Origin of the sequence: Bifidobacterium bifidum ATCC 29521 = JCM 1255 = DSM 20456 (assembly GCF_001025135.1) — a bacterium.
GTDB lineage: Bacteria > Actinomycetota > Actinomycetes > Actinomycetales > Bifidobacteriaceae > Bifidobacterium > Bifidobacterium bifidum.
The window spans coordinates 1,815,563-1,840,786 of the sequence record NZ_AP012323.1 but is presented as its reverse complement, the minus strand read 5'-3'; the positions used below and the strand labels follow the sequence as shown (position 1 = coordinate 1,840,786).

At 62.2% G+C, this 25,224-nt stretch carries 29 protein-coding genes, 1 tRNA gene and 1 pseudogene; 28 read left to right on the top strand and 3 right to left on the bottom strand.

Going from position 1 to position 25,224, the window contains the following annotated elements:
- The first annotated feature begins 7 nt into the window (after window positions 1–7).
- The 23 genes from rplV to rplQ all read left to right on the top strand — a co-directional run bounded on the left by rplV (window position 8) and on the right by rplQ (window position 11,841).
- Entirely contained in the window at window positions 8–367 is a 360-nt protein-coding gene (gene rplV / locus BBBF_RS07750) for a 50S ribosomal protein L22 (protein WP_003814510.1), read from the top strand.
- Between the two features lies 1 nt (window position 368).
- Window positions 369–1,187 carry a 30S ribosomal protein S3 gene (rpsC, locus tag BBBF_RS07745; RefSeq protein ID WP_003814512.1) on the top strand — a complete coding sequence of 273 codons (819 nt, stop codon included), beginning with the start codon at window positions 369–371 and terminating at the stop codon, window positions 1,185–1,187.
- 4 nt (window positions 1,188–1,191) lie between these two features.
- A complete protein-coding gene (gene rplP / locus BBBF_RS07740; RefSeq protein ID WP_003814515.1) occupies window positions 1,192–1,611 on the top strand; it encodes a 50S ribosomal protein L16 in 420 nt (139 codons plus the stop codon).
- Window positions 1,611–1,868, top strand: a complete 258-nt coding sequence (gene rpmC / locus BBBF_RS07735) for a 50S ribosomal protein L29 (RefSeq protein WP_003814517.1) — start codon at window positions 1,611–1,613, stop codon at window positions 1,866–1,868. Before rplP ends, rpmC begins: the two co-directional genes overlap by 1 nt.
- A gap of 2 nt (window positions 1,869–1,870) precedes the next feature.
- Entirely contained in the window at window positions 1,871–2,137 is a 267-nt protein-coding gene (rpsQ, locus tag BBBF_RS07730; protein WP_021648355.1) for a 30S ribosomal protein S17, read from the top strand.
- Window positions 2,138–2,229: 92 nt separating this feature from the next.
- Window positions 2,230–2,598 carry a 50S ribosomal protein L14 gene (gene rplN, locus BBBF_RS07725; RefSeq protein WP_003814521.1) on the top strand — a complete coding sequence of 123 codons (369 nt, stop codon included), beginning with the start codon at window positions 2,230–2,232 and terminating at the stop codon, window positions 2,596–2,598.
- 1 nt (window position 2,599) lies between these two features.
- A complete protein-coding gene (rplX, locus tag BBBF_RS07720; RefSeq protein WP_003814523.1) occupies window positions 2,600–2,935 on the top strand; it encodes a 50S ribosomal protein L24 in 336 nt (111 codons plus the stop codon).
- Window positions 2,932–3,504 (top strand): 50S ribosomal protein L5, encoded by a 573-nt coding sequence (rplE, locus tag BBBF_RS07715; RefSeq protein WP_003814525.1) that lies wholly within the window; start codon window positions 2,932–2,934, stop codon window positions 3,502–3,504. The genes rplX and rplE overlap by 4 nt, the downstream gene beginning before the upstream one ends.
- Before the next feature lies 1 nt (window position 3,505).
- Window positions 3,506–3,691: a type Z 30S ribosomal protein S14 gene (locus BBBF_RS07710; RefSeq protein ID WP_003814530.1), complete on the top strand. Its 186-nt coding sequence runs from the start codon at window positions 3,506–3,508 to the stop codon at window positions 3,689–3,691.
- 89 nt (window positions 3,692–3,780) lie between these two features.
- Window positions 3,781–4,179 (top strand): 30S ribosomal protein S8, encoded by a 399-nt coding sequence (gene rpsH, locus BBBF_RS07705; protein WP_003814533.1) that lies wholly within the window; start codon window positions 3,781–3,783, stop codon window positions 4,177–4,179.
- Between the two features lie 17 nt (window positions 4,180–4,196).
- Entirely contained in the window at window positions 4,197–4,736 is a 540-nt protein-coding gene (rplF, locus tag BBBF_RS07700; RefSeq protein WP_003814536.1) for a 50S ribosomal protein L6, read from the top strand.
- 1 nt (window position 4,737) lies between these two features.
- Window positions 4,738–5,109, top strand: a complete 372-nt coding sequence (gene rplR / locus BBBF_RS07695) for a 50S ribosomal protein L18 (protein WP_003814538.1) — start codon at window positions 4,738–4,740, stop codon at window positions 5,107–5,109.
- On the top strand, window positions 5,106–5,840 hold the full coding sequence (gene rpsE, locus BBBF_RS07690; RefSeq protein ID WP_003815670.1) for a 30S ribosomal protein S5: 735 nt from the start codon (window positions 5,106–5,108) through the stop codon (window positions 5,838–5,840). Before rplR ends, rpsE begins: the two co-directional genes overlap by 4 nt.
- The gene (gene rpmD, locus BBBF_RS07685; RefSeq protein ID WP_003814541.1) at window positions 5,840–6,022 is read left to right on the top strand and encodes a 50S ribosomal protein L30; all 183 of its coding nucleotides are present in this window, start codon (window positions 5,840–5,842) and stop codon (window positions 6,020–6,022) included. The genes rpsE and rpmD overlap by 1 nt, the downstream gene beginning before the upstream one ends.
- Window positions 6,023–6,024: 2 nt before the next feature.
- Window positions 6,025–6,480, top strand: coding sequence for a 50S ribosomal protein L15 (gene rplO / locus BBBF_RS07680; RefSeq protein ID WP_003814543.1), 456 nt, complete (start codon window positions 6,025–6,027; stop codon window positions 6,478–6,480).
- 202 nt (window positions 6,481–6,682) lie between these two features.
- Entirely contained in the window at window positions 6,683–8,017 is a 1,335-nt protein-coding gene (secY, locus tag BBBF_RS07675; protein WP_003815673.1) for a preprotein translocase subunit SecY, read from the top strand.
- A 67-nt stretch (window positions 8,018–8,084) separates the two neighbouring features.
- Entirely contained in the window at window positions 8,085–8,648 is a 564-nt protein-coding gene (locus tag BBBF_RS07670; RefSeq protein ID WP_003815675.1) for an adenylate kinase, read from the top strand.
- Between the two features lie 165 nt (window positions 8,649–8,813).
- Entirely contained in the window at window positions 8,814–9,032 is a 219-nt protein-coding gene (infA, locus tag BBBF_RS07665; protein ID WP_003808114.1) for a translation initiation factor IF-1, read from the top strand.
- Window positions 9,033–9,055: 23 nt separating this feature from the next.
- The gene (gene rpmJ / locus BBBF_RS07660; protein ID WP_003814578.1) at window positions 9,056–9,169 is read left to right on the top strand and encodes a 50S ribosomal protein L36; all 114 of its coding nucleotides are present in this window, start codon (window positions 9,056–9,058) and stop codon (window positions 9,167–9,169) included.
- 132 nt (window positions 9,170–9,301) lie between these two features.
- Window positions 9,302–9,679, top strand: a complete 378-nt coding sequence (rpsM, locus tag BBBF_RS07655; protein ID WP_003808138.1) for a 30S ribosomal protein S13 — start codon at window positions 9,302–9,304, stop codon at window positions 9,677–9,679.
- An 88-nt stretch (window positions 9,680–9,767) separates the two neighbouring features.
- Entirely contained in the window at window positions 9,768–10,166 is a 399-nt protein-coding gene (gene rpsK, locus BBBF_RS07650; protein ID WP_003814580.1) for a 30S ribosomal protein S11, read from the top strand.
- Window positions 10,167–10,246: 80 nt separating this feature from the next.
- Complete coding sequence (locus BBBF_RS07645; RefSeq protein WP_003814583.1) at window positions 10,247–11,242, top strand: DNA-directed RNA polymerase subunit alpha; 996 nt, start codon at window positions 10,247–10,249, stop codon at window positions 11,240–11,242.
- 86 nt (window positions 11,243–11,328) lie between these two features.
- Complete coding sequence (gene rplQ, locus BBBF_RS07640; RefSeq protein WP_003819143.1) at window positions 11,329–11,841, top strand: 50S ribosomal protein L17; 513 nt, start codon at window positions 11,329–11,331, stop codon at window positions 11,839–11,841.
- Between the two features lie 398 nt (window positions 11,842–12,239).
- Here the strand turns inward: rplQ and BBBF_RS07635 are convergent, their stop codons facing one another.
- Window positions 12,240–17,075 (bottom strand): discoidin domain-containing protein, encoded by a 4,836-nt coding sequence (locus BBBF_RS07635; RefSeq protein ID WP_231855216.1) that lies wholly within the window; start codon window positions 17,073–17,075, stop codon window positions 12,240–12,242.
- Between the two features lie 259 nt (window positions 17,076–17,334).
- On the opposite strand from BBBF_RS07635, the gene BBBF_RS07630 reads away from it, so the two are divergent.
- From BBBF_RS07630 to BBBF_RS07615, 4 genes are all read left to right on the top strand, one after another.
- The gene (locus tag BBBF_RS07630; RefSeq protein ID WP_033509836.1) at window positions 17,335–18,237 is read left to right on the top strand and encodes a tRNA pseudouridine synthase A; all 903 of its coding nucleotides are present in this window, start codon (window positions 17,335–17,337) and stop codon (window positions 18,235–18,237) included.
- A gap of 185 nt (window positions 18,238–18,422) precedes the next feature.
- Window positions 18,423–20,606: a circularly permuted type 2 ATP-grasp protein gene (locus BBBF_RS07625; protein WP_003822766.1), complete on the top strand. Its 2,184-nt coding sequence runs from the start codon at window positions 18,423–18,425 to the stop codon at window positions 20,604–20,606.
- Between the two features lie 121 nt (window positions 20,607–20,727).
- Window positions 20,728–21,528, top strand: coding sequence for a transglutaminase family protein (locus tag BBBF_RS07620; protein WP_003814594.1), 801 nt, complete (start codon window positions 20,728–20,730; stop codon window positions 21,526–21,528).
- Window positions 21,529–21,868: 340 nt separating this feature from the next.
- Window positions 21,869–21,956, top strand: a tRNA-Ser gene (locus BBBF_RS07615).
- An 83-nt stretch (window positions 21,957–22,039) separates the two neighbouring features.
- Here BBBF_RS07615 and BBBF_RS07610 read toward each other — a convergent pair.
- Window positions 22,040–22,822, bottom strand: a pseudogene (locus tag BBBF_RS07610) (IS1/IS1595 family N-terminal zinc-binding domain-containing protein).
- 313 nt (window positions 22,823–23,135) lie between these two features.
- A complete protein-coding gene (locus tag BBBF_RS07605; protein WP_003814598.1) occupies window positions 23,136–23,894 on the bottom strand; it encodes a hypothetical protein in 759 nt (252 codons plus the stop codon).
- Window positions 23,895–24,184: 290 nt separating this feature from the next.
- Between BBBF_RS07605 and nusA the strand changes: the two genes are divergently transcribed.
- On the top strand, window positions 24,185–25,213 hold the full coding sequence (gene nusA, locus BBBF_RS07600; protein ID WP_003815687.1) for a transcription termination factor NusA: 1,029 nt from the start codon (window positions 24,185–24,187) through the stop codon (window positions 25,211–25,213).
- Window positions 25,214–25,224: the final 11 nt, after the last annotated feature.

Here is a 25,224-nt window from a genome sequence, read left to right as displayed (position 1 = left end):
ATGACTTATGGAAGCTAAAGCAATCGCTCGTCACGTCCGCGTGACGCCGCGCAAGGCTCGCCGCATGGTCGACCTCATCCGAGGCAAGAAGGCCACCGAAGCCGTTACCATTTTGAAGTTCGCCCCCCAGGCCGCGGCCCTTCCGGTCCGCAAGGTGCTGGAGAGCGCCATCGCCAACGCTCGCGTCAAGGCCGACAAGGCCGGTGAGCCGTTCCGCGAGAATGACCTGGTCGTCAAGACGACCTATGTGGACGAGGGCGTTACGCTGAAGCGTTTCCGTGCTCGTGCACAGGGCCGTGCCGCTCGTATCAACAAGCGCACCAGCCACATCACGGTCATCGTTGCCAACAAGGAAGGGGATCGCTGAGATGGGTCAGAAGATCAACCCGTTCGGATACCGTCTGGGCATCACTGAGAGCCATCGCTCGAAGTGGTTCTCCGATTCCAACAAGGTCGGCGAGCGCTACAGTGATTTCGTGCTCGAAGACGACAAGATCCGCAAGGTCATGAACAAGGATCTCGAGCGTGCGGGCGTGTCCCGTATCGTCATCGAGCGTACCCGTGACCGCGTGCGCGTGGACATCCACGCCGCCCGTCCGGGCATCGTCATCGGACGCCGTGGCGCCGAGGCCGAGAAGGTCCGCGCCAAGCTCGAAAAGCTGACCGGCAAGCAGGTCCAGCTCAACATCTTCGAAGTCAAGAACGCCGCGCTGGACGCCCAGCTCGTCGCTCAGGGCATCGCGGAGCAGCTGACCAACCGCGTCACTTTCCGTCGCGCCATGCGCAAGGCCCAGCAGGACGCCATGCGCGCCGGTGCCAAGGGCATCCGTATCAAGCTCTCCGGCCGCCTCGGCGGTGCGGAAATGAGCCGTTCCGAGTTCTACCGCGAAGGTCGCGTTCCGCTGCAGACCCTGCGCGCTCTGATTGATTACGGCTTCTTCGAGGCCAAGACCACTTACGGCCGCATCGGCGTGAAGGTCTGGATCTACAAGGGCGACATGACCGAGCGTGAGTTCGAAGAGCAGCAGGCGCAGCAGAACAACAACCGTCAGGGCCGTCGCGGCGATCGCCGCCCGCGCCGTGGCAACCGTGCCGCCGGCGCTCAGCAGAAGGCCGCGACCGAAGCCGCTCCGGCTGAGGCCCAGGCCGCCGCCGAGGCTCCTGCCGCAACGGAAACGAAGGAGTGAGCTGATGCTTATCCCAAAGAGGACCAAATATCGTAAGCAGCATCGTCCGGGCCGCTCTGGCATGTCCAAGGGCGGTACCGAAATCGCTTTCGGCGATTACGGCATTCAGGCGCTTGCCCCGGCGTACGTGACCAACCGTCAGATCGAGGCCGCGCGTATCGCCATGACCCGCTACATCAAGCGTGGTGGTCGTGTGTGGATCAACATCTTCCCCGACCGTCCGCTGACCAAGCACCCGCTGGGCGCCCGAATGGGTTCCGGTAAGGGTACCCCCGAGTTCTGGATCGCCAACATCCACCCCGGCCGTGTGATGTTCGAGATCGGCGGCGTGTCTGAGGAAGTCGCTCGCGAGGCTCTGCGCCGCGCCATCGACAAGCTTCCGATGAAGTGCCGCATTATCGCACGTGAAGGTGGTGATATCTGATGGCAGTCGGTACCGCTGATTACGCAATCAAGAATCTGAACGAGAAGACCAACGCAGAGATCGAGGGCTTCCTCAAGAAGTCCAAGGAAGAGCTGTTCAACCTGCGCTTCCAGGCTGCCACCGGTCAGCTCGACAACACTGCCCGCCTCAAGGCGGTCAAGCACGACATCGCCAGGATGTACACCGTCCTGCGCGAGCGTGAGCTCGGCATCAGTCAGGAGCCTGAGGCTACCGAGACCAAGTCGGAGGAGAAGTAAGCATGGCTGATACTACAGAGCGCAACTTCCGCAAGGTTCGTCGCGGTTATGTCGTGTCCGAGGCAATGGACAAGACCATCACCGTCGAGCTCGAACAGCGTTCGACCCACCCGCTGTACGGCAAGGTCGTTCGCTCCACCAAGAAGGTCAAGGCCCATGATGAACACAACGACGCCCATGTTGGCGACCTCGTGAGTATTATGGAAACTCGGCCTCTGAGCAAGACCAAGCGTTGGTGTCTCGAATCCATCATCGAGCGCGCCAAGTAAACAAGTTCGGCAAGGCTCCGCGAGACACCCTGCCTGCGCTGGTATAGGCAGGCAGGGTGCTCGGGGAGAACCAGCTCGGCTAAGGAGAATCAATGATTCAGCAGGAAACGCGGCTTCATGTCGCCGACAACACGGGTGCCAAGGAACTCCTTGCCATTCGCGTGCTCGGTGGATCGAAGCGACGCTATGCCGGCCTGGGCGACGTCATTGTCGCCTCGGTCAAGGACGCGATCCCTGGCGGGTCGGTCAAGAAGGGCGATGTGGTCAAGGCCGTTGTCGTCCGTACCGTCAAGGAGCACCGTCGTGTCGACGGCTCCTACATCAAGTTCGACGAGAACGCCGCCGTCATTCTCGGCTCCGGCCGTGAACCGAAGGGCACTCGTATCTTCGGACCGATCGCCCGTGAACTGCGCGACAAGCGCTTCATGCGCATCGTGTCCCTCGCTCCGGAGGTGATCTGACATGGTAGCCAAGATCAAGAGCGGCGACCTGGTCAAGGTCATCCGCGGCAAGGATCGCGGCAAGGAGGGCACCGTCACCCGCGTGCTGCCCAACGACCGTCTGATCGTCGAGGGTGTGCAGATCGTCAAGAAGCACGTCCGCGCCACGCAGCAGGGACAGCAGTCCGGCATCGTCTCCGTGGAGGCCCCGATCCATCGCTCCAACGTGATGCTGGTCGACCCGGAGACCAAGGAGCCGACCCGCGTCGGCGTGAATGTTAAGCAGGAGGCTCGTGACGGCAAGGTGAAGACCGTGCGCGTGCGCGTCGCCAAGAAGTCCGGAAAGGAGCTGGCATGACCGATAGCACTATCGAGGCGCCGGCAACTCCGCGCTTGAAGCAGCAGTACAAGGACGTCATCGTTCCTGAACTGGAGAAGGAGTTCAAGTACTCCAACCCCATGCAGGTCGCTCGTGTCCAGAAGGTCGTCGTCTCCATGGGCGTCGGCGCTGCGGCCCGCGACTCCAAGCTCATCGAAGGCGCCGTCAAGGACCTCACTCTGATCACCGGCCAGAAGCCGAAGATCACCAAGGCCAAGAAGTCCGTCGCGCAGTTCCACCTGCGTGAAGGCCAGGCCATCGGTGCGTACGTCACCCTGCGTGGCGACCGCATGTGGGAGTTCCTGGATCGCCTTCTGACGCTGGCTCTGCCGCGTATCCGCGATTTCCGCGGCATCAACGGCAAGCAGTTCGATGGTCAGGGCAACTACAACTTCGGCCTCACGGAGCAGTCCATGTTCCACGAGATCGACCCCGACAGCATCGATCACCAGCGTGGTATGGACATCACCGTGGTGACCAGCACCAAGGACGACAAGGAAGCAAGCGTGCTGCTCAAGCACCTCGGCTTCCCCTTCAAGGAGAACTGATATGGCAAAAACCGCTCTTAAGAACAAGGCGGCCGGCAAGCCGAAGTTCAAGGTGCGCGCCTACACGCGCTGCCAGGTCTGCGGTCGTCCCCACTCCGTGTACCGTAAGTTCGGCCTGTGCCGCATCTGCCTTCGCGAGAAGGCCCACCGCGGCGAGCTGCCCGGAGTCACTAAGTCCAGTTGGTAAACATCGACGCTGAAGGTCCGCGGCCCGAACGTCTGCAGTGCAGGCGCTAGGGCGGCGGAAACCACGGCGAGAAAGGGCAACAAGCCCACATGACAATGACAGATCCGATCGCAGACATGCTCACGCGTCTGCGTAACGCGAGCGCGGCAAAGCACGAGACCGTGGAAATGCCGTACTCCAAGTTCAAGGCGAACATCGCCGAGATCCTGAAGCGCGAAGGCTACATCAAGGACTTCACCGCCAAGGAAGCCAAGGTCGGCCAGGACCTTGAGGTCACCCTCAAGTACGGCCCGAACGGCGAGCGTTCCATCCAGGGCATCAAGCGCATTTCGAAGCCGGGCCTGCGTCGCTACGCGAAGTCCGACTCCCTGCCGATGCCGCTCGGTGGCCTCGGCATCGCCATCATCTCGACCAGCTCGGGACTGATGACCCAGAAGGAATGCCTCGACCGGGGCATTGGCGGCGAGATCGTCGCCTACGTGTGGTGAGAAAGGAGAGCTGACACATGGCATCGCATATTGGTAAGCTCCCCGTCACCATCCCGGCTGGCGTGGAAGTCGCTATCGAGGGTCAGAACTTCTCCGCCAAGGGTGCGAAGGGTTCCGATTCCTACGTCATCCCTGAGGGCATCACCGCTCAGGTCGAAGGCAACGAGATTATCCTGACCGCCGCGGATGACCTGCGTCCCACCCGTGCCAAGCACGGTCTGAGCCGCTCGATCATCGCCTCGATGGTCAAGGGTGTGCACGATGGATTCGAGAAGCGCCTGCTCATCGTCGGCACCGGTTACCGTGCCGTCGCCAAGGGCAAGGGCATCGAGTTCTCTCTCGGCTACTCTCACACGATCACCGTCAACCCGCCGGAAGGCATCACTTTCGAACTGCCGAACGCTAACGAAGTGGTCGTCAAGGGCACCGACAAGCAGGTCGTTGGCCAGGTCGCCGCTAACATCCGCAAGCTGCGTGCTCCGGAACCCTACAAGGGCAAGGGCATCAAGTACGCGGACGAGCGCATCCTGCGCAAGGCCGGAAAGGCTGGTAAGTGATATGAGCGTCAAGATTCTAGGTAAGGGCAAGAAGGTCGCGCGCCTTCGTCGTCACGCTCGTCTTCGCAAGAAGGTCGTCGGCACCCCGGAGCGTCCGCGCCTCGTCGTCACCCGCTCCAACCGTCACATGGTCGCTCAGATCGTTGACGACACCAAGGGCCACACCCTGGTGAGCGCCTCCACGCTGACCGCCGAGTTCGCTGGCTTCGAGGGCACCAAGTCCGAGGCCGCCAAGAAGGTCGGTCTGCTGGTGGCTGAGAAGGCCAAGGCGGCAGGCATCGAGCAGGTCGTGTTCGACCGCGGTGGCAACAAGTACACCGGTCGCGTCGCAGCCGTCGCTGATGGCGCCCGTGAGGGAGGTCTGGCACTGTGAGCGACAACGAAGTGAAGGAAACCCAAGTGGCTGAAGAGACTCAGAACACTGCGGCACCCGAGAACAACAACAATGATGAGCGCAAGTCCCGTCGTGGACAGCGTGGCGAAGGCCGACGCGGCGAGCGTCGCAACCGTCGTGAGGAGAACCACGGCGACGAGATGCTCGATCGCGTGGTGACCATCAACCGCGTGTCCAAGACCCACAAGGGTGGTCGTACGTTCAGCTTCGCCGCCCTCGTTGTGGTCGGCGACGGCAACGGCACCGTCGGTGTCGGCTACGGCAAGTCCCGTGAGGTCCCGGCGGCCATCGCCAAGGGCCAGCTCGACGCCAAGAAGCACATGTTCACCGTTCCGCGCATCCGTGGTACCGTCACCCACCCGGTGATCGGCCATGATGCCGCCGGCACCGTGCTGCTCCGCCCGGCCGCCCCGGGTACCGGCGTTATCGCCGGTGGCCCCGTGCGCGCCGTCATGGAGTGCGCCGGCATCACCGACATCCTCACCAAGTCGATGGGCTCCGCCACCGCCGTGAACATGGTTCGCGCCACCGTGGCCGCCCTCAAGCAGCTTGAGGAGCCGGAAGAGATCGCTGCCCGCCGTGGCCTCGCCCTGAACGAGGTCGCCCCCGATGCGATGCTTCGCGCTCGCGCCGCCGGCATCGCCGAGGCCAAGAAGGCTCGTGAAGAGGCTCAGGCCAAGGCCGCCGCTGAACAGAAGGATGGTGAGTGATGGCTAACCTGAAGATCACGTTGCACCATGGTCTGGTGAACCGCACGCCCAAGCAGCGCGCGACCGCCCAGTCCCTTGGTTTGCGCAAGATCGGCCAGAGCGTGATTCGTGAGGACAACTCCGTTACCCGCGGCATGATTCTCACGGTTCGTCACCTCGTTACCGTTGAGGAGGCTGACTGATTATGGCCAACGAAGATGAACTCCTGCAGATGCACAATCTGAAGCCCGCCCCGGGTGCCAAGAAGGACCGTACTCGCATCGGTCGTGGTGAAGGCTCCAAGGGTAAGACTTCGGGTCGTGGCGACAAGGGTACGAAGAAGCGCTACCAGGTTCGTCCGGGCTTTGAAGGCGGCCAGTTGCCGCTGTACATGCGCCTGCCGAAGCTGCGTGGCTTCAAGAGCCCGTTCAAGAAGGAATACCAGGTTGTCAACGTCTCCGCTCTTGGGGAGCTGTTCCCTGAGGGCGGCGAGGTTACCGTTGACGCGCTGGTTGCCAAGGGCGCTGTCCGTGGCGGTTTCCCGGTCAAGGTTCTCGGCGATGGTGACATCACCGTGGCCGTCACCGTGAAGGGCGCCAAGGCATCCGCTTCCGCCAAGGCCAAGATCGAGGCCGCCGGCGGCTCTGTTTCCGAAAACTGATTGTTGTTCGGCAACACTGCATGTGACCAATGAGATAAGGCCCTCCCCGCTCATGTCGCGGGCGAGGGCCTTATCTGTCATTACGACTCGTCATATGACATATGACACCAGCGTGTCTGCGGGTAGACCCCGTACGCTAGACTCGACGGTTAGAGTATGTTTGCTTCGGTGCGCCGGGCGCGCACAACGGAAAGGAATCCTTGTGAGGACGTTAATCCAAGCCTTTCGGACCAAGGAACTGAGGAACAAGATCCTCTTTACCTTAGCCATGATCATCATCTACCGTATTGGTTCGTTCATCCCGACGCCGGGAGTCAACTACAAGACGGTGCAGGATTGTATCAACACACTTAGCGGTAGCCAGGAAAACTTCATCGGCTTGGTCAACCTCTTCTCGGGCGGTGCAATGTTGCAGCTGTCCATTTTCGCGCTGGGTGTCATGCCGTACATTACCGCTTCCATCGTCGTGCAGCTGCTGCGCGTGGTCATCCCGCGCTTCGAGGCGCTGCACAAGGAAGGACAGTCCGGTGAGGCCAAGCTGACGCAGTACACGCGTTACCTCACCATTGGCCTGGCCGTGCTGCAGTCCACCACGATTCTGGTGACCGCACAGTCCGGCGCACTGTTCAACAACATGTGCTCCTCGCCGATTCCGGACAACTCCGTGTGGAACCTCTCCGTCATGGTTCTGATCATGACCGGTGGTACCGGCCTGATCATGTGGATGGCCGAGTTGATCACCGACAAGGGCATCGGTCAGGGTATGTCCATCTTGATCTTCATGTCCATCTGCTCCGGCTTCCTGCCGCAGCTGTGGGAGATCGGTTGGGGCACCAACGGCACCAACGGCGATTGGCTGAAGTTCGGCATCGTCACCGGCGTGCTGGTGGTCATCCTTGTCTTCGTCGACTTCGTCGAGCTGAGCCAGCGCCGCATCCCCGTGCAGTACACGCGCCGCATGATCGGCCGTAAGATGTACGGTGGCTCCTCCACCTACCTGCCGCTGAAGATCAACATGAGCGGTGTCATCCCGCCGATCTTCGCGTCCTCCATCCTGGCCATCCCGACGCTGATCGCGCAGTTCGGCAAGTCGGGACAGTCCTGGGTCGACTGGATCAACAAGAACCTCGCCAACACCACTTCGGTGTGGTACATCGCGCTGTATGCGCTGATGATCGTGTTCTTCTGCTTCTTCTACACGTCGATCACGTTCAACCCGGACGAGACCGCCGACAACATGAAGGAATACGGTGGCTTCATCCCCGGCATCCGCGCCGGCAACGCCACCAGCCGTTACCTGAACTACGTGATGAACCGCCTCAACACGGTCGGTGCCGTGTACCTGCTGTTCGTCGCGCTGATCCCGACCGTGCTGATCATGGCGCTGAACCTCAACTCCAAGCTGCCGTTCGGCGGCACCACGATCCTGATCATCGCGGGCGTTGGCCTTGACACGCTGCGTCAGGCCAAGGCCCAGACCGAGCAGTTCCAGTACACCGGCTTCCTGCTCGAAGGCATCGACCACAAGGAAGGCTGATCCTTCTGCGCTCCCGCTTTTACGGGAGCGAACATATATAACGTATTCACTTCACCAAGGAGACCACATGCGACTGCTGATTATGGGCCCGCAAGGTGTCGGCAAGGGCACCCAGGCCGCCCTGCTCGCCGAGCACTACGGCATCCCCGCCATCTCGACCGGCGACATCTTCCGCTACAACATCAAGAACAAGACTGAGCTCGGCCTTGAGGCGCTGAAGTACACCGACAAGGGCGAACTGGTGCCCGACGAGCTCACCAACAAGATCGTCAAGGACCGTCTGGCCATGGATGACGCCAAGAACGGCTGGATTCTCGATGGCTACCCGCGCAACGCCTCCCAGGTCAAGGCGCTGGACGCGATGCTCGAAGAGCTCGGCACGCCGCTGGACAAGGTCGTCGCCCTTGACGCCGACCACGATGTGCTGATGCAGCGCATCGCCAAGCGCGCGCAGGAGCAGGGCCGTTCTGACGACACCCCCGAGGCCATCGCCAAGCGTCTGGCCACGTACGCCAAGGAAACCGCTCCGCTGCTCGACACGTACAAGAGCCGCGGCCAGCTGGTCGCCATTGACGGCGTCGGCGACATCGACGCCATTCAGGCCAACATCGTCGCCGCGCTGAGCGACTGATTGCCGCTGCCGGTCGTATCGCCGGCAGGAGCAAGGATAAAGCAAGAAATTATAACGGGTCATGCACGCCTCGGCGTGTCGTGACCCGTTATGATATATTCTTTAAATTTGGTGTGTCTTCGGACATACAAGTGTAATACACCCAAGGAATGGACTGTAAGGCTTATGGCAAAAGACGGTGTGATTGAAGTCGAAGGTCAGGTAGTGGAAGCATTGCCGAATGCGATGTTCCGCGTCGAACTTGAGAACAAGCACATCGTGCTGGCGACGATTTCCGGCAAAATGCGGAAGAACTACATCCGCATCCTGCCGCAGGATCGCGTCGTGCTGGAAATGAGCCCCTACGATCTGAACCGTGGACGTATTACGTACCGTTACAAGTAAATAGGTACAAGCAAAGGAAAACCATGAAGGTCAGCCCTAGCGTGAAGAGGATCTGCGAAAACTGCCGCGTGATCCGCCGTCACGGCCGCGTCATGGTGATCTGCACGAACCCGCGCCACAAGCAGCGCCAGGGCTGAGAGCAGATTCCAGCGGCAACAAATAAATAAGGCGCTGAGTCACAGCGAACAGCTGAACCCCGGGTACGCAGGCCCGGGCCGGGGAACCGGAAGACTCGGTGCACGACCTGCGTGAACACAGAAGGAATCGCAATGGCACGTCTTGCCGGAGTCGACATCCCCAATGAGAAGCGCATCGAGATCGCCCTCACCTATATTTTCGGTGTAGGTCGCACTCGTGCCAAGGAAACGCTTGCCGCGACCGGTATCAACCCGGATATTCGCGTCAAGGATCTGACGGATGAGCAGCTGATTACGCTGCGTGATTACCTCGAAGGCAATTACAAGATCGAGGGCGATCTGCGTCGTGAAATCGACGCGGACATCCGTCGTAAGATCCAGATCAACTGCTACCAAGGCCAGCGTCACCGTAAGGGACTTCCCGTGCGCGGTCAGCGCACCAAGACCAACGCCCGCACCCGCAAGGGTCCGAAGCGCACGGTCGCCGGAAAGAAGAAGGCCACCAAGTAATAAGGTGGCGTCGATTCGGGCCACGGGGTGACACCCATCGTCCGGATCCAATCCAAAACAACAGTTCGTTACAAGGAAACGAGGGTCAATGGCAGCTCCTAAGCAGGCCGCGCGCAAGCCTCGTCGTCGTGATCGCAAGTCGATCCCCGTCGGGCAGGCGCATATCAAGTCAACGTTCAACAACACCATCATCTCCATCACCGACCCGTCCGGCGCAGTCGTGTCCTGGGCGTCCGGTGGCGATGTCGGATTCAAGGGCTCCCGTAAGTCCACTCCGTACGCCGCTGGCATGGCGGCCGAGTCCGCGGCCCGCAAGGCCATGGAACACGGCGTCAAGAAGGTCGATGTCTTTGTGAAGGGCCCGGGTTCCGGTCGTGAGACCGCCATCCGTTCTCTCCAGTCCGCTGGACTCGAAGTCGGCTCCATCACCGACGTCACTCCGCAAGCGCACAACGGCGTTCGTCCCCCGAAGCGTCGCCGCGTCTGAGCACTCAGCAATCTCATCCATCCAAAACCGCTTACGGAAGGTGAGTGCACCACCGTCCAGAAGCTGAAAGGATACACACAGTGCTTATCGCACAGCGTCCGACACTTACCGAGGAATCCATCAATCCGCAGCGTTCCCGTTTCGTCATCGAGCCGCTTGAGCCCGGTTTCGGATACACGCTTGGTAATTCGCTGCGCCGCACACTGCTGAGCTCGATTCCGGGCGCGGCGGTCACTTCCGTGCGTATTTCCGGTGCCCTGCATGAGTTCACCACTCTGCCGGGTGTCGTGGAAGACGTCACTGAGATTCTGCTGAACATCAAGGGCATCGTGCTGACCAGCGAGTACGACGAGCCCGTGGTCATGTATCTGCGCAAGAGCGGCAATGGCGAAGTCACCGCGGGCGACATCACACCGCCCGCCGGTGTCACCATCGCCAACCCGGACCAGCACATCGCGACCCTCGCCGACGACGGCGAACTCGAAATCGAGTTCACTGTCGAGCGTGGCCGTGGTTACGTCCCCGCGCAGATGAACAAGCAGGACACCGATGAGATCGGTCGTATCCCGGTCGATTCGATTTACTCCCCGGTGCTCAAGGTAAGCTACAAGGTCGAGGCCACGCGCGTCGAACAGCGCACTGATTTCGACAAGCTTATTCTGGATGTGGAGACCAAGCCGGCCATTTCACCGCGCGATGCGGTGGCTTCCGCTGGCTCCACCCTGGTTGAGCTGTTCGGCCTGTGCCGTGAGCTCAACGTGCAGGCCGAAGGCGTCGAAGTCGGTCCCGCTCCCGTCGCGGAGGAGACCAACCCCGAGATGGCCGTCCCGATCGAGGACCTCAACCTCACGCAGCGCAGCTACAACTGCCTCAAGCGCGAGGGCATCCACACGATCGGCGAGCTTGTCGCTCACACCGAGCAGGATCTGCTGGATATTCGCAATTTCGGTATGAAGTCGATCGACGAGGTCAAGGACAAGCTGCAGTCCATGGGACTGTCGCTGAAGTCGTCGCCGCTGGGCTTCGATACCAACAATTTGGAAGGTGGTACGTTCTTCTCGCCTGAGGACGAGTGACGTCACCTTTCGCAACAGATATAACCGTCGGATTCGGACGTTCGGGCATGTGCCCACCTGAATCCGACGGGCTATAAGGAGAAACTATGCCTACACCCAAGAAGGGCCCGCGTCTGGCGTCAAGCCCGGCCCATGAGCGCCTTATGCTCGCGAACATGGCCACCAGCCTGTTCCAGCACGGTCGCATCACCACCACGCTGCCGAAGGCCAAGCGCCTTCGTCCGCTGGCCGAGCGCCTGATCACCTTCGCGAAGCGCGGTGACCTGCACTCCCGTCGTCGCGTGATGCGCGTCATCCGCAACAAGTCCGTCGTGCACGTGCTGTTCACTCAGATTGCCGAGCAGATGGAGCAGCGTGAGGGCGGCTACACCCGTATCGTCAAGATCGCTCCGCGCAAGGGCGACTCCACGCCTGCCGCCGTCATCGAGCTCGTCACCGAGCCGGTAAGCCCGAAGAAGGCTGTCGTCAAGGAAGCTGAGGCCGCCACCAAGGTCGCCGCCGCTACCGAGGCTCCGGTCGAGGAGACCGCCGCCGCTGAAGCTCCGGTTGAGGCGCCCGCCGAGACCGCTGCCGAGGAGACCGCCGACAAGGCCGAGTGAGACCCGTCTCATAGACATTGATAGGGGCTGGGAACCGTAACTGGTTTCCAGCCCCTGTTTTTGTTTGTTGGGTGGTACTGGAGGCTGTTGACGGGCCCTAGTCCGTTGCACGGACAGCCCTCCGCCAGCGGGTGCGTTGGCATCAGATGCGGTTGCGTTCCTAAGTGCGCGCCGAAACGACAACCGTGCGCACTTAGGAACGCAAATAGCCCCGTTTGCGTAGCTAAGTGCGCGGACTCGTCGTTTCGGCGCGCACTTAGATACGCAACAGTAGGCGATAATGACATATCCACGTTATTACGTACCTGCACGCAACGGAAGAGGGGGCTCCCGGCGTGAACCGGGAGCCCCCTCTAGGGTCTCAGCGTGTCATCCGCGGGGGATGACACGTGATTCGGTCAGATCCTGCGCTTACGCACCAGCAGGTAGCCTGCGGACAACAGCAACAGGGCGCTGAAGACGACCGCCGTGACCGAAGCACCGGTCTTGGCGACCTCGTCAGGCGTGTTCGGCTTCGGCTTGTCGGCACCGGGCTTGTTCTCGCCCGGCTTGTTGTCGCCAGGAGTCGGGGTCACGGTCTTTGCCTTGACGGTGATCGTGAAGGAGTCGGTGAGCTTGCCGGAGGTCACTGTGACGGTGACGTCGCCCGCGGCCGTGAACGGCTTGGTCAAGTCGACGGTCTTGCCGTCGGCGTCGACCGCGGACAGCTTGTATTCGCCGTCCTTCAGCAGCGCCGTCTTGCCGTCGGACCAGGTGCCCGTCACCGCGAGACCGGTCTTGGCGAACGTCTCATCCACGGTGTACGTGGCCTTGTCCGGCCTGGACGTGACCTTGATGGACTTGAGCGTCGCGGGTTCCGGATCGGGATCCTTGGCCGTCACGGTCACGTCGAAGGTGGCGGTCTTGCCGTTGGCGGTGACCGTGACAGTGACCTTTCCGGCCTTGGCGAACGCCTCGTCAAGCGCGACCGCGGCACCGTCCTGCGTGGCTGCGAGCGTGTACTCGCCGGCTGTCAGGGTCTTCGTGCTGCCGTCCGACATCGTGGCGGTGACCGCCAGTCCAGTGGCGTCGAACGTGTCGCCGACCTTGTAATCGGTGACGGTCGGCTTGGTGACGGCGATCGAGCTGATGGTCGGCTTCGGGCCGGGATCCGGCGTGGAGTCCTTGGTGAACTTCGCGGTCAGAGCCGTGTTGCCGTCGGCTGCGAACGTGTACGTGGCATCGGTGGAAACCGCCGTCTCACTGGCCGTCGTGAACCAGCCGCTGAACCTGTAGCCATCCGCCGCGACCGCCTTGGCGGTCACCGAGGCACCGGATGCGACGTCCACGGCCGTATCGGTGCCGGTTTCGCCCTCGGCGGCTACGCTCACCGTACCGCCTTCGGCCGGTTCGGCCGCGACGAATACGCGCACGGTGGAGGACGGCTTGTTCGTCACGCCGAACTCGGAGACCGCGACCCAGCCATCGTTCGAGGACTTGGCCACGAACTTGACGTACCGCACTTCCTGCTCGTCGAACATGAAGGTCTTCTTGGCGCGGCTGGCCTCGAACACCTGATCCGTGGCGACCTGCTTCCACTCGTCGTTCGCGTTGGCCTTGACGTACAGATCGGCCTTGGTCACCTGTCCGCTGTCCTGGCTGGTACGCGGCGTGAAGGAGAACTGGTTGATCGTGTACTTCTGGCACATGTCGATCTCGGCGTAGAACGAGTTCGAACCGGTCAGCTTGTCCGTGGCGCCCTTCCAGTTGGAATGCCAGATGGTGCTCGGGTTGTTGTCGAACGCGTACCGCAGCAGACCTTCCGTGTCGTTGTATTGGGTCTCGGAATTGGTCGTGCCGGTCCAGCAGGACTTGTTGTACTGGTCTGTCTCGGCCTCGGACTTCTTGACGATGACGTTGTCGATGACGCCGTTGATCGCAGAGGTCTTCGAGCCGATACGCTGCAGCGGCAGTGCGAAGGTCGCAGCAGTGATGCCGGTCTTCTTCTCGATGCCCTTGTCGATGTACTTGCCGGTCGCATCGCTCACGAATTCGCCGTCAACATACAGCTTCGTGGTCTGCTGGTCCACCTTGATGGTCACGGTGACCGTCTTGCCGACCGGCAGCTCGTAATCGAAGTAGTAGTTGTACAGCTCTCGCGTGAAGCCGAGCTTGCCGTTCTCCATGACGCGGATGTCATGCGTGCCGTACGGAGCGTCGGCCTCGAAGAGGATGTCTCCGGGCTTGGCAGCCTGCTGGAGCGTCACGTCGAACGTCAGCTCGTTGCCGTTGCCGAGCTTGTCGAGCTTGGATGTGGCATAGCTGGAGCCGCCGGCGAGCTTGAGCGACTGGTCCTTGACGGCGGCCTTGCTGCCGTCGCCGATGGTCAGGTCGCGGCCGTTGCCGCTGGCGTCGGCGAGCCCGTCGTTGAAGTCGTAGCTCTCGTAGACGCTGTTCTTCGAAGTGGCCTGGTAGTACGGGTTGGTGCGAGGGCCGGTTCCCTGCTTGGCGGCCAGCGCCGTGAGTTTCGCGGCGGTGCCCTTCTCCTTGCCGGTGGCGGCCCAGGTCTTCTCGGCGTAGAACGGCATCGCGTCGAAGAAGCGCCAGTACAGGTCGGATTCGGTCAGACCCGATGCGCTCTTGTCGATGTTGTCGCTCCAGATCGCGAACGCGGCGCCGAGCATCTGGTCGTCGCCGGAGGGCACGGCCTGGTAGCCGCCGCTGCTGCGGACCTTGTTGGGCTCGAAGCTGTCGAAGACGCGGCTGATGTTCAGCAGGTCGCCGTACGCGTTGGCACGTCCGTAGCTGCCGTTGGGCACCATGTAGCCGTAGTCGTCGATCGTGTTGATCAGCTTGTAGCCCATGTTGTACATCTGGAGGCCGTCGGCCCAGTCCTTGGACCACAGGTTCATCTCGACGTTCTCGATCGCGTCCTTGGTGATCTCCGTCTTGTGGTCGTTGATCCAAGTCAGGCCGCCCCACATGCGCACGGTGTTCGTGTCCTTGATGTAGGGGACGATCTCGTTGATGAACTTACGGTATGCCGTGTAGTTGTAGAGGAACTCGTCGGCACCGATGTGCACGGTCGTGTCGCTGTCGAACGTCGGGTCGTCGCCCTTGGTGTAGTCGTCGAAGATCTCCTTGATCTTGGCGATGGTCTCGGGCTTGGACACGTCGAGGTGGTCGATGAGCGGTCGGTTGGAGTTGATCGGGGAGACCCGTCCCTTCACCATGAGCTCGGGCCAGATCTTCGTGAAGGAGTTGGCGTGCGCGGGCACGTCGATCTCCGGCACGACGTTCATGCCGAGGGCGCGCTCGTCCTGGATGAACTGCTTGAACGTCTTCTTGGAGATGGAGTAGTCCTCGGCCGTGGGCGATTCGCCCTTGTCGTTGGTCAGGCTGGATTCGAGACGGAACGCGTCATAGGCCTTGAACGCCTCGTCCTCGTTGTCGCGCTTGCCGTAGTTCTCCAGGAAGATGTAGTTGTCGGACAGATGCGCCTGGAAGTCGTTCATCTTGTAGTAGCGCATCGTGCGGGTGATCTCGCGCATCATCTCCAGCGAGACGGGCTTGCGGGCCACGTCGAGCAGGAGTCCGCGGGTGGTGAAGCGCGGGTAGTCGCGCATCGAACCGATCACGAAGCCGCTGGCGTCCTGCTTGGTCATCTGCAGGATCGTCTGCATCGCGTACATGTTGCCGGTCACGCTGGATGACTTGGCGACCACGCGGTCGGCCTGGATGTTCATCGTGTAGCCTTCGTCGCCGAGCTGCGCGATCGCGGCCGTGGAGTCGGTCTTGACGAAGTTGAACGCACCGGCTTCGGCGGCGCCCTTCTTGGCGGTCAGCTTGATGCCGGTGAAGTCCTTGTAGTCGGCGACGAACTCGTCGACCACGGCCTTGAGCGAATCATCGTCGTAGACGACCTTCGTCACGGCGGAGGCCGCCAGCTTGGCGGCACTGGTCGAATGCCATTCGGCGATTTCGGGGATGATGGTCGGCTTGGCGTTGTTGCCTTCCTGCTGCTGGTTGGTGCCTTTGACGACGTAGGGGATGTCGGAGGTCGTCTTGGTGTTGCCGGTGGCGGTGTCGGTGACGACGTAGGCGACCTGCACGGTCTTGTCGACCAGCGGGTGGTTGACGGTGCCGTCGGCGGCGATGAGCTGCTCGTAGTCGGCGCCGTTGAACTTGACGGTGTAGCCGTCGGGCACAGTGGGCAGAGCCAGCGTGTCGGTGTCGGTCTCGATGGTCAGGTGGTTGGATTCGAGGTCGGAGACCACGCTGTCGAGCGTGGCGCCCGGCTCGGCCTGATCGTTCGAATACGCCTCCCATTCGGCGACGCTCACGTTGTTGTATTCGGAGCTTTTGATCGCGAAGTTCGACAGCTTGAGCGAGCGGGCGTTGACGGCCTGATCGAGCTGGATGACGACGTCAGCGACATAACCGGTCCCGGAGGCCGTCATCGCGTAGCCGGACTTGAGCGTGTGCTCGGTGCCTTCGGAGTCGGTGTAGGACAGGTCGAAGCTCTGGACATTGGTAGGCTTCGGATTCACGTCACGCTCGAAGAAATAGATGCGGATGTCCTTGACCGCGGTGAGCCGCGGGAATTCCGCCTTCAGCCAGATGTTGCTCGGGGTCTCGTAGCCGCTGGCCCAACGGTTGTTGCGGCCGGTGCGGTTCTGGTCGATCGCCTTGTCGGGGGTGAGCGTCGCCGTCTCGTTGCTGGAGGCGGTCATGGTGGCGCCGAGCATGTGGTTCGTGTCGGCCGTGTCGAGCACGGTCTCCTTGGGTGCGGAGTACACGGAAATCTCGTTGATGCCCACGTTGACCCAGTTCATGGTGCCGCCGTCGGCGGACAGTACGGTCACCTTCACGGCGGACGCCTGCTGTGCCTGGTCAAGCAGGATGATCTCCTGTTGCTTGGCGCGGGTGTCCTTCTGATACACCTTGGTATAGGTGTCGCCCTGCTTCAGCTCGACTTTAAAACTGGTGATGTTCTGATCGGCATCTTTGCGCTCGAAATCGATGTTGATCTGCTTGACGGTCTTGGTGCCGCCCAAGCCGACCTCGATCCATTCGTTTGCGGCCTTGTTCTGCGCGGTGCCCCAGCGTGTGCCGAGATCGCCGTCCACGGCCTTCTCGGGCGCAGTCGTCGCCACTTCATATGAACTGGCCGTTACGGTCTGATTCAGTGCAAGATTGTCATCGCTGGCTTGCGCCGCCGTGACGCCGGTCAGCGACATACTCAGTAGTGTCACGGCTGCCAGGACACTGCCTATGGCCGCTTTCACTCTCCTCAATCGCATAATCTCTCCATTGGGTATGTGGTTAATGTTGTTTCTGTTATTGTCGGAATCTTTGTTGATTGGTTAGCGCATCGCCGCATTCGTTGCGACTTTGCTCCAATATAAACAAAGTTTACCATTACATCCAACATTTGCCCACAGTGTATCGGCACATGGGTGTCGCGAGGTGGGGGAGGGGACTCGGCGCGGCGTCGATATACTGGTGGGCGTGATGAGATTGCGCATTGACCTGGCATATGACGGCGGCGGCTTCTTCGGATGGGCGAAGCAGCCGACGATTCGCACCGTGCAGGGCGAGATCGAACGGGTGCTGCACACGATTACGCGCGTGCCGGTCGACGATCCCGCCGAGCCGCTGCGCCTGACCGTCGCCGGCCGCACCGACACGGGCGTGCACGCCTCGCATCAGGTCTGCCATCTCGACATCGGCGAGGAAACGCTGAGCCGCTGCGTCGGGCACATGAGCGTGCCGCCGACCGTAGCGCTCAAGCACCGTCTGCAACGCATGCTGCCCGCAGACATCACCATCCATGACGTGACGGTCGCGCCGAGCGGATTCGACGCGAGGTTCTCCGCACTGGAACGCACTTACGTGTATCGCGTGGCCGACCGTGCCAGCGAAGTCGACCCGCGTCTGCGCGGCTTCGTGCTGCACCTCGACGCCGACCTCGACGTCGCCGCGATGAACGAGGCCGCCGCGATGACCATCGGACTGCATGATTTCGGCTCGTTCGCCACCCCCAATCCGGGCGGTACCACGATTCGCGAGGTCAAAACCGCATATTGGCGGCGGATCCCCACCCGGCCGCTGGTCGTCGACGGCATGGGGGAGCGATACCGCACGCCGGCCGCCGAATCCGACCTGCTGTGCTTCACCATCGTCGCCGACGCCTTCGCTCGCAACATGGTGCGCTCGCTGGTCGGCGGCTGCATACAGGTCGGCATGGGCAAGCGCTCGACCGACTGGTTCCGAGAGAAGATGGCCGTGCCGCTGCGCGAGAGCTCCACAGGGCCGATCGCGCCGCAAGGGCTGACGCTGGAGCACGTCGCCTATCCCGCCGACGACGAGCTCGCCGAACGGGCCGAGCGTATACGCGCCAAGCGCACGCTGTAGACGCGGGGGTGGGCGCGAAGGCAGACGTTCGGCAGGCCGGCGAACCGTTCGCGGCGCGACCGATTCGTAACATGATTGTCGATTTTTCGAGCGAATGCGGAAACCACGGCCGCATACGCTGGGACGAGTTCAGTATCATAGAGCATAAGCGTTCAGCATGCGTATCTGTGAGACAAGGAGTCGCCATGACAGAACGGTCAGCCCGACAATTCGCCGAGGAACTGGTCAACAGGCGAGGAGACATCAACCGTGAACTGAGCCGCAACGGCGTGCGTTTCGGCGTATACAAGAACGGCGAATACCACGACCGGCTGTTTCCATACGACCCGATCCCGCGCATCATCGAATCCGACGAATTCGACGAGCTGGAAGCCGGCCTCAAGCAGCGCGTGAACGCACTCAACGCCTACCTCAAAGACATATACTCAGACAAGCGCATCATCCACGACGGCGTCATCCCCGAAGAATACGTGTACACGTCGGCCGGTTACTTTCCGCAAGTCAACGGCGTGACTCCTCCCGGCGGCATCTTCGCGCACATCGCAGGCGAAGACCTCGTCCAAGGCGAGGACGGGCGCTGGTGGGTGCTGGAAGACAACCTGCGCATCCCGTCGGGAGCCAGCTACCCGCTGTTCGCGCGCGACATCGAACGCCGTACGAATCCCAAACTGTTCCGCGACGTGCACGTGCGCGACAACCGCGACTATCCGCGGCTGCTGCGCAAGGCCATGGACTTCGTATCCACCGAAGGCATCGCCGTCGTGCTCACGCCGGGACGCTACAATTCGGCGTTCTTCGAGCACGCCTACCTGGCCGAGAAGACCGGCGCGGCGCTCGCGTTCCCCGAAGACTTGGAAGTTGTCGACAACAAGCTGTACTTCCTCGACTATGCCGGCAACCGGCATCGCGTGGGCGCCGTGTACCGCCGACTGTCCGACGAATACCTCGACCCGTTCGCGTTCAACCCGGACTCGGTTATCGGCGTTCCCGGACTGCTGTCGGCCTACCGTTCCGGCAACGTCGCCATCATCAACGCGCCCGGCAACGGGGCCGCGGACGACAAGGCGATCTACTATTTCGTGCCGCAGATGGTCCGTTACTACCTCAACGAGGAGCCGATCCTGCACAACGCGCCGACCTACATGCCGATGTTCGAGAAGGACCGCAAGGAAGTGCTCGACCGCATGGGCGAGCTGGTCATCAAGGACGTGGCGGAAGCCGGAGGCTACGGCGTCGTGTTCGGCTCGTCGCTCGACAAGGCCGCGCGGGAGGATCTGGCCGACCGCATCAAGGAGGATCCGCGCCGGTTTATCGCGCAGGAGGTCATCCAGTTCCGCGACATCGACGTGATCGACCCGGACAGTGGCGAGGTGAGCCCGCGCAAGTGCGATCTGCGCGCGTTCGTGGTCACCGGGCAGAACACGCACGTGTGGTATTCCGGCCTGACGCGCTACTCGTCAGTGCCCGGCCAGATGATCGTCAACTCGTCGCAGGGCGGCGGATTCAAGGATACGTGGGTGCTGGCGCCCGAAGACGGCAGCACGGACAGGCAGCGCGAGGAGTCGGTCGCCTCGGTGAACCTCATTCCGCATTCGAAGCGGCACTCGCTGTCGCTGGTCACCGCGTCGAAGGCCGACAACCTGTACTGGCTCGGGCGGTACACCGAGCGCGCGTTCACGACACTCGTGCAGTTCTTCCCCTTCTACGACCGCGTGATGGACACCGATGTGGACGCGTTCCGCCCGTTCGCGAAGGCGCTCGACCTACCGCAGGATTTCGAGGACTTCGACGGGTTCATCCACTCCTTCCTCTACGACGGCACGAACCCCGACTCGGTGCGCTCCGCCATCGTCGCCGCGTTCAACAACGCCGTGGTGCTGCGCCCGGAGCTGACGTCGAGGCTGCTGCAGTACGTCGAGCTCGCGGTGAAGAACATCACCGAGGCCGCCGAGCGTTCCGCCAGCGCGGATGACATCTACTCGCAGCGTGACATCGCCGACGACATGCTCGCGTTCTGGGGCGGCATCGAGAACTCCACCGCAGACATCACACTGAAGGCGTTCGTGTTCATCGGCAAGTACATCGAGCGCATCGACCTGTACACCCGCTTCCATCTGGACAATAGCGAGCTCGACGCGCCGCTCGCCAAGTTGGAGACCTACTCGCGCACACTCGACGGCATGCCGTTGCCCTCATGCTTCGTGTCCGGCATCAGCTGGCTACTCGGGCAGTTGCCGAGCCGCGGCTACCCGGAGCTGACGAGCCGCCTGAACGAGTTCCTCACCGACTTCAACAGCCGGGCCATCACCGGCGACCCGAAGGACGCGGGCATGCTCAACGCGATGAACATGGACGCCAAGCGTCCGTGAGGGGCAGGCCGCCGATCGGAGAGTGACCGGTCGGCGGCCGTCAGCTGACGGATGACCTCCGCCGTTTCTGCTAGACTAGAGTGGATTTTTGCGAGCATTATCCGACGAGGAGCCTGCCGTCATGAAGAAACTGGTGTTTGACTACGAGATGAAGCTGACGTTCAGCTCGCCGGTCACCGACCATCGTTTCCAACTGCGCTGCGTGCCTGCGACCGGTCCGCGACAGCAGGTGGTGGACGTGGAGGTCGCCATCGAGCCGGACGTCGAACTGGAGACGACCATCGACTCGTTCGATTCCGTGGTCATGACCGGGTTCATCCCGCAGCCTCACACGATATTCAGCTATTCGGTGAAGGGCATCGCGTTCGTCGACAACGCCCACATCAAGTCGGAGATCTATAAGCCGCTGTACCGGTTCAACTCGGCGCTGACGATTCCCGGGCCGTGCATCGAGGCCATGATCGCGGCGTGCCGGGCGCGCATCGCCGGGCTGCCGGCCGATGCCACTCCGATTGATCAGGCATGGGAGGTGATGGACGAGGTGTATCAGGCGTTCACGTATACGCCCGCCTCGACCACGATCCGCACCACCGCCGAGCAGGCGCTCGCCCAGCGCAAGGGCGTGTGCCAGGACTACGCGCACGTGATGCTCTCGGTGTGCCGCCACGTCGGGCTGACCGCCCGCTACATCGCGGGCCTGCTGGGCGGCGAGGGTGCGACGCACGCATGGGTGGAGATCTACCACGACGGCCGTTGGATCGGGCTCGACCCCACCCACAACCGCATGGTCGACGACAACTACATCACCATCGCCCACGGGCGCGATTACCGCGACTGCATGCTCGACATCGGCATCTTCTCGGGCTATCAGGTCCAGCAGAACCAATGGGTGAACGCCTCCGTCCACGAGCAGCTGCTGTGAGGACGGTTGCCTGGGGCGTTTTGCGGGCTATCTCGCTTTCGAGGGGTTGATTGAGGCTGCTCGGGTCATCTATCTGCGTTTCAGGGGGTTGCTCAAACGCGATACCTGATGTATTCGGCTTGTTACGCTATTGGAATCATGCGGATTAGCGAGCCGTCATACTTGACCACCAACCCCTTGAAATGCAGATAGATGTTTTGCAGGAGCTGAATCCACCCCTCGAAACGCAGATAGCTCGCCGATGGAGGCTCGATGGAGCGGTGGCAGGTGCGCCACGCGCTGATTTGCGTAATCGGGAAATCGACTTATAATGAACAAGTTGCGTTTTTTCGCAGCGCATGGATAGGTGTCCGAGCGGTCTAAGGAGCACGCCTCGAAAGCGTGTGAGGCTAACCCCTCCGCGAGTTCGAATCTCGCCCTATCCGCCAGCAAAGAGGGTTCCGGGATTCTCCCGGAACCCTCTTTCGGGCTTATAGGAACTTTTGTGGTGCTTTAGGTCTGGTTCTCGGCGTCAGTCGGTGCCGTTGGGATATCGCGTGCCGGTGTGGAATTCGTTCCAGTCGATGCCGATCCCGTATGCGGGCGAGGCGTCGCCTTCCGGTTCGGGCGACGTCGCTTTCCCGTCCTCCAGCGGATCGTCGGGAATGAATGATTCCGGCCGCGGGTGCGCGGTCTTCATGTAGCACACCCATTCGCACGCGCGGAGCATGTGCTCCTCGGGCAGTCCGCGGGTTGCGCAACACGTTCTTGACGACCGAGTTGACGCCGCCCTCCAGCCGGTTCGTGGTGCGCGCCACCGGCCCACCTGCGGCAAGCGCCGGCCCGGGAAAGGCGAAGAGTCCCCCGCGCGGAACAGTTTCTCCAACCGCCGGCAGCAGCGGCGCAGCTCCTCGTATGCGCGCCACTGGAAGGCGAGGACTTCTCCGCTTTCGCCGTCGATGGCGATGATCAGGCGCCAGCCGTGGCCCATGTACGTGCCGTCGGCCATGACCGTGTGGCGCTTCGCGTCCGGCGGGGCGATGCGCGGCCGGATTGACCAGCACCATGCGATCCGCTTGCGCAGGGCGTGCGCGTCGCCCGTGGATTCCGACGCCGTCTGGGACGACGGCCCCGGCAGCCATGAGAGGAACTCCTCCAGCGTCCGCGCCCGTCTGCGGCCGCGCTGCGGCATCGTCGAGCTCAGCCGGCAGGCCCGGCATTTCCACCGTTGCGTGCCCTTGCCGGTCCGTCCGTTCTTCTTCATCGCACGCCCGCATGCCGGGCATTTCTTCGCTTTGCTGGATGGCGTTCTCACACCATCCAGCCCACCACCGGGAGCGCATCTTTTTCCACGCGGGGAAAAAGACATGCCGACACGCCTACTCGTACAAGGCCAGACCTCGATCATAAACACCACAAAAGCTCCTATAGGCCCTACGTTGTCGTTGCTGGCTCATCGATGAGCCATCGAGGGTGAGTTTGGCGTTTTTTCCATCGGGTTTCACGGCAACGTGAGACCTTTTACGAAGAAACGGTTATGTTGCGCATATGCAATCGGGCTGACTTCTGCGGCGTACGGGTGTTGCTTTTACCCCCGTATGCATAATAGGGCTGCGGGAGTGACGCGATCAGGAGAAGAGGAACGCGTCCATGTCGGGGTAGCCGAGTGCGAATGCGGAGGTGATGTGGGAGGAGATCAGCGTGGAGAGGACACGCAGGCGTGCGTCGTTTTCCGTGCCGACGGTGTTGGTATCGGTGGCGTTGACGTCGGTGGTGTCAGTTGCACTGTCGGTATCGCCGTTGCCGTTGGTGTTGTTGCCGGTCTTGTCGGTGTGCTTCGACTTGGCCGACGCCCCGTCATCGGCCATTGCGGCGAGCTGCTCCCGGGCGCAGTCGATCTCCGTCAAGGCCGTTGTCGGCACGCTCAGGCCGGTCGTGGAATCGGTCATCGAGGTCGGCGAGGCGAGGATCTTCTGGATGTCGTAGACCTTTTCTCGTGGGTCGCGGCTCAAGCCGGACGCGGTGAAGAGCAATTGCCCCGCGGTCTTGTGCCGGTCGGACCGGCTCAGGGTGGCGCCGGGCGTATCCCGCGCGGCGAGCACCTCCATGACGAACCCGGCGCGGTCCTCGGCCAGCGACATGGCGCCCAAGGTGGCGCCGTCGAGGTCGATGCCCAGAACCTGCCTCAGGCTGTCGTCGGAGACCGTGCGGTAGGTGTCGTTGCCACCGAGCCTTGTGCCCAGCGTCACGGCCACATGCTCGGCCTGGGCGCTTCTGATCGTGCCCTGCGCGAATCGCTGGGTGCAGGTGGCGGCCACCTCGCTCCACTGCCCGACGGCCTGCTTCGCCGCGAGATATCGCATGATGATATGGTGACGGCCGTTCATGGTGGCCGTCGACGCGTCGGCGGCCCAGTAGGCGCTCTCGCAGGCGCTGGGCTGGTGTTCCGACTCCGCGCGCCCATCGATCCGGGGCGCGCTGCAGGCGCTCAGGGCGCCGCACAGGGCGGTGATGCAGAGTGCCGCGACGATACGGCGACACCACGAAGATATGTTCCTCTCACGGCATGGAATGCCGTGATCTGGCCAATGACGTGTCTGCATAGGCCTCTACACTAATAGACGACTGTGACCATATGCGCGCCACCACGGCTATAACTTCATAGGAGGTCTTGAGTATGGAACTGGACCTGGCAGGAATGCATCAGCTCGCCATCGAGCAAGGAATCGATCTCGAACAACTGGACGCCGCACTGGAAGAGGCGCTGCGTCTGGCCTATCTGAAAACACCTCATGCGGCCAAGCATGCCCGTGTCGAACTCGACACGCGGGCAGGCACGTTCACCGTGTGGGCTCGTAAGGAGATCCCGGTGGAGCCCACCGAGGATGACCCTCATCCCGCACCGGAGCTGGGCGAGGAGTACGACGACACCCCGCGCAACTTCGGGCGCCTCGCCGCGGCCACCGCGCGCCAGGTCATCGGACAGCTGTTCCGTAAGGCCGAGGACGACAAGGTCTTCGGCGCCTTCTCCGGCCAGAAGGGCAAGCTCGTCACCGGCATCGTTCAGCAGGATGCCAGCGATCCGACGAACGTGCATGTCGCCATCGGCGATGTCGAGGCGATTCTGCCCCGTCGCGAGCAGGTGCCCGGCGAGCGTTACCGTCATGGCGAGCGTCTGCGCGTGTATGTCGTCAACGTGGCGCGCGGCGTCAAGGGCCCCGAGATCGTCGTCTCCCGTTCGCACCCCGAGCTGGTGCGTCGCCTGTTCGAGCGCGAGGTCCCGGAACTGGTGTCCGGCGCCGTGTCGATCATGGCCATCGCCCGTGAGGCCGGCGCCCGCACCAAGATCGCCGTCCGCGCCAACACCGATGGCGTCAACCCCAAGGGTGCCCTGATCGGCCCCGGCGGCGCCCGCGTGCGCGCCGTCATGGAGAACCTCGGACCGGAGAAGATCGACATCGTCGACTGGTCCGCCGATCCGGCGAAGTTCGTCGCCTCTGCGCTGTCTCCCGCCGTCGCCACCGGCGTGCAGGTCATCAGCGAGAAGAACAAGACCGCCATCGCCTTCATCCATGATGACCAGCTGTCGCTGGCCATCGGCAAGGAAGGCCAGAACGCGCGTCTCGCGGCGAAGCTGACCGGATGGAAGATCGGCATCGAATCCACCGAAGCGCACGCGAAGAAGGTCGCTGCCGAAGGCAAGTGATCCGCGACACG